The following is a 4,530-nucleotide window of genomic DNA, read 5'->3' as shown; positions in this document are numbered from 1 at the left end:
GTTTTTATTCCTTAAAGGTAGGATAGACACCCATAGGTTCACGATAAAAAGTGTATCATAAAAAATTACAATTGTCAAGCAAAACTTTGAGGAAATGTTAAAAAACAAATCAAAAGCTCATGGAATAATGCTTGTGATTTATAACACATGTCTGTCGATCCCCTGGGTTTTTTACCCTATTGGAGGTCGACAGACATTTTTTTACGTAAAGTTACTAACCTTTGATATAAAATTCCATCAGTCGTGTTCTCATCTAATATGATAAATTAGAAGTATTTGCGAACATACATGGCGTATTTATTTTTTCCAATGCTCTTTTGTTCGAGTAGTTCTCTAAATCTTGCTATAGGTTCTATCAAAAAAATAATGAATAATTAAGCTGTATTAAATTAAGAATACCAAAAGGAATAAAGAAAAACACAGGACACTTAGCTGCCTAAGAAGTTTTCTAATCATCGAACATCTTTTTAAATTCAAATACCAATCTTAGGATTGAGCTGAGTCAAGATGGAGAACCAAATTTGTTATCATGGTCTTAGACTGTTAAACAAACCGGGCTGAGAGTATTTTTGTTTATCTGGTATACTACTTGTACTGTCATTTAGCAAATTAAGCAAATGAATATTTTTATTATCTAAAACTTCTTCATTTAAAGGTTTCGCTCCCATATTTATGAGTTTTTGATTGCCTTTTGGGACATCCTTTCCTTGTCTCACAAATAGTGGAACCCATTTGTTTTTTATATTTTCCAATGCCCCTGCCCAAGTACCCCCTTTATTCTCATCAGACGAGACAACAAGTGCAAAATTTGATAATCCATAAATATACTTATTTCTATTCATAGCGTTATACACCGTAAAGTAGGCTTTAGGACTAACAGCCGAAAAAAGAAGTAACTTTCCGTTAATGATAGCCTCTCTAACCTTTTTTTGTTTAATCTTCTTTGAAAGACTATCGGATAAAACAGATATTACACTTCCGCCGCTAGTTAGTGCTGTTTCTTGAGCAATAATGTCTACGCCTTTCGCACCTCCTGATACTATAGTTAATTCTTCCTTTACACAACGAGTAACAAACTTCTTTGTGTAATTCAAACCATTTTCGTCGATATTTCTTGACCCTACTATAGCGACAGTTTTTGTTTTTAAAAGGTCCAAATTGCCACAATAGTAAAACATAGGAGAACTTTTCTCTTTTACTACCTCCTTCAATCTTTTAGGATAAGTTTCTTCAGCCCATGTGGTAATGTTAATGCCTTGACTTTGTAGCTGCTCTATCTCTATACCTACTTGTCCGGCTCTTGCTAATAATTTTTTAAGCCGAAGAATTTCATCTTTTGGGAGATTTAGTTCCTTGCTCCAAACTTGCTCATCACTGCTAAAAAGAGCCCCAGGTTTTTTCAAAGAAGACTGCTCAAGTCTTTTAAAAAGTTTGTTCCATTGACTAACAGTATATGGTTTAAGACTATCATCATTTTTCATATTTAGTCCAATATCAGAGCATATCAAAATAATCGCTAAACTATCTTTTGTTAAACTATTCATCATTCAACACCTTCTGATTTTGATGTTGAGGCAAGTGCAAAGGGGTAAACATCACCTGAACCTGCCTTTTTGAGCAATGATCCACAGACAGTGAAAGTCCACCGTGAATCAACCATATCATCAATTAAAAGAACAGGATCCTCTGGGCATTTACCAATAACCTTAAATCCTTCATACGCATTTTTACACTGTTGAAAATTGTTCTGCATTGACTTTTGTTTATTTGTTTGTTTTGTTTTTATAATCATATCCAGATAGGGGATTCCCAATTTTTTTGCTATTCTTTGAGCCAAACCTCTAACTAATTCCGGATGTGTTAAAGAAGGTACAGCAGTAACCCACTTTGGTGCACTTTCCATATTCCAATGATTTCTGATTAAATCGACACTAGCATCTACTAATTCTTCTCTAAAAGTATTATTTTCATATTTATCCTGTCTTACATACTTGCCCCAACCAGCATCTCCATAGGTGCATAAAACTTTTCCAATTTTATTTTGCTCGGATTCGGGGATTTTTTTGCCTGTGGAAGCAATAATTCCGGCTGGCCACATCTTTCTGGGGGGAATTTCTAAAAATTCTCCTTGAAGGAATTTAACAGCCTCTAAAACGCTATCTTTACTAACTTTTTCACTGAAAAACTTCTTACCTTCACAATTACTACACTTTCCACAAGCTTTAGCATAAGGGTCATCCAATTGTTGAGAAATAAACTTCATATAACAAGTCTTAAGGTCAACAAATTCTTTCATTTTCTCAAGTTCGGCATACCTTTGCTCTGTTACGCGTTTGCTCTTTATTAAATCAGGATTCCATGGATTTATGGTTCTTGAGTATATTGAGTTTTCTTTGGAAATGACCGTATCAATAGTCAGCAGCTTGAGACAATTTCTCAATCGTCCTTGTGATATATTCAATTCTTTTAGCATTTCACTCTCCCTAAGTCCATTTTCAGAATTCTCAATTAAATCAACAACCTTCTGCATCTCTTCTTGAGTAGGAAACGCTTCTCTAATGAAGAACTCCTGAATATCATCATCTTCGCCGCCGTTTAGTAAAATAGCATATGCGTTATCTAATTTTCTTCCTGCTCTGCCAATTTGCTGATAATACTCTACTAATGAACCCGGACGTTGAAAATGAATAACAAACGCTAAATCAGGTTTATCGTAACCCATTCCCAATTTTATCGTTGATGCAAGGGCCTTCACTTTATTTTGCATTAACAGTTGCTCTCTTTTTTCTTGAAGATCTCTGTTTTCCTCTTTGTTTTCAGAAAGCCTTGTGTGATACTCTAATACACTAATACCTTTTTTGCGAAGCCACTTTGCTACCTTATTACAATCTGAAATCGTTAAACAATAAATTATTCCTGATCCCTCAATTTTTGTGATATTTTCATATAACCAAGCTAGTCTTTCTGCTTGATCCTTAAGTTTTATGGTTTGCAACCTTAGCGATTCCCTCATTAGAGGGCCTCTTATTACTGTTAAATCACTGCCCAACTGTTCTTGTATGTCTTCTACAACCCTTTGATTTGCAGTGGCTGTTGTTGCAAGTACAGGAACATTAGGAGGAAGATATTTTATAATTCTTACAATTCTTCTATAATCAGGGCGAAAATCATGTCCCCAATCAGATATACAGTGAGCTTCGTCTATTACGAACATTCCTATTCCACCCTTTATCTTTGGCAGAATTAATGTCATAAAATCTTGATTTCCTAATCTCTCAGGTGAAAGCAGCAATATATCACACTTACCCTCAAAAAGACGTTGTTGAACCCTTTCCCAATCTTTATTGTTATCACTGTTTATTGTTTCCGCACTAATTCCTATCTTAGTTGCATTTTCTATCTGATTTTTCATAAGGGAGAGTAATGGACTGATAAGAATTGTAGGACCTGCCCCTTGTTCTCGAAGCAATTTAGTTGCAATGAAATATACTATACTCTTACCCCAACCAGTTCTTTGAACAACTAAAGTTTTTTTACGATTTAAAACTGATTCTATACTTTCCCATTGATCATTGTGAAATTCTGCTGTTTGTCCTAACATCTCCTTTAATAAAGCAAGACCTTTTTCCTTCACTCATACTCTCCCCCTTTGTTTTTAAGAATCATGGTAATTGTTGAAATCTATGAATTCAATATCATCAATATCTTCATAATCAGAATTATAATTACCGTGATCTTCAGTATCAAGATCATATTTTATTAATTCTGAATCGTCTAGATCTTCGAACCAATATTGAGCTTTTTCTAATTCTTCTAATTCTTGTTCTTTGTATTGTAGCGCTATTAATGTTTTTTCTTCCCAATCATCGTCATAATCTATTGATAGGTCACAATTATAGTCTTCAAAAGGATCGTATTTAGAATTTCTATCCATATTTTTTCTCTCCCTTATGATAGTATAAAAAATTATACCAAAAAATATAATAGGAAAGGTCTTATAACATAGTTTTTCTTCCTTAACAGTGCAAGGGACTTTTTGTTTTTTCAATGAACTTCTATGAGTATTGATATATTATCTGGATATACTTGTATTTTACCATCCTCTTTATATATCATATGAGTATAATATTTTCCGTTTATTTCAAGAAATTTTAATTGGATAGGTTTATCAATATGATCTTCAACATATGTGTTGTGTTGATAATCAATAAAATAGTCACAAACATAATATCTTATATTATATAAAAGATAATTAGTTGCTGAATAAGCAGATGATTTTTCTGGATCTCTCCAAACTATAACATCCTTTCCTGATCTTTCATACATAAATGAAAACAAAAGAGAAGTTTCTAAATCAACATTACCAAGATACCCAACACTTTCATGTATGTAAAAATATTTTTCTATAATTTCCTTATCAGATAATCTTGGATGTCCAATTACATCAGAATAAAATTCTTCCATTATTGGTGGTAACGACATAGGATCTTCAATTCTATATTGAGCATGATCAATATCATAAAAAGTAAG

3 protein-coding genes and 1 pseudogene are annotated in these 4,530 nt (G+C 33.1%); all 4 read right to left on the bottom strand.

Features of this window, described 5'->3' with window-relative positions:
* Nucleotides 1-527: 527 nt before the first annotated feature.
* On the bottom strand, nucleotides 528-1,544 hold the full coding sequence (locus tag PKN74_RS07970) for a DNA-processing protein DprA (protein ID WP_472310282.1): 1,017 nt from the start codon (nucleotides 1,542-1,544) through the stop codon (nucleotides 528-530).
* On the bottom strand, nucleotides 1,544-3,634 hold the full coding sequence (locus tag PKN74_RS07965) for a RecQ family ATP-dependent DNA helicase (protein ID WP_472310280.1): 2,091 nt from the start codon (nucleotides 3,632-3,634) through the stop codon (nucleotides 1,544-1,546). Before PKN74_RS07965 ends, PKN74_RS07970 begins: the two co-directional genes overlap by 1 nt.
* A 21-nt stretch (nucleotides 3,635-3,655) precedes the next feature.
* Nucleotides 3,656-3,934 (bottom strand): hypothetical protein, encoded by a 279-nt coding sequence (locus tag PKN74_RS07960; RefSeq protein ID WP_472310278.1) that lies wholly within the window; start codon nucleotides 3,932-3,934, stop codon nucleotides 3,656-3,658.
* A 110-nt stretch (nucleotides 3,935-4,044) separates the two neighbouring features.
* A pseudogene (locus PKN74_RS07955) lies at nucleotides 4,045-4,530 on the bottom strand (hypothetical protein); the annotation flags it as partial.

This window comes from Defluviitoga sp. (assembly GCF_035349255.1).
Classification (GTDB): Bacteria; Thermotogota; Thermotogae; order Petrotogales; family Petrotogaceae; genus Defluviitoga.
The sequence above is the reverse complement of the archived record's forward strand: the minus strand, read 5'-3'. Positions and strand labels throughout refer to the sequence as shown.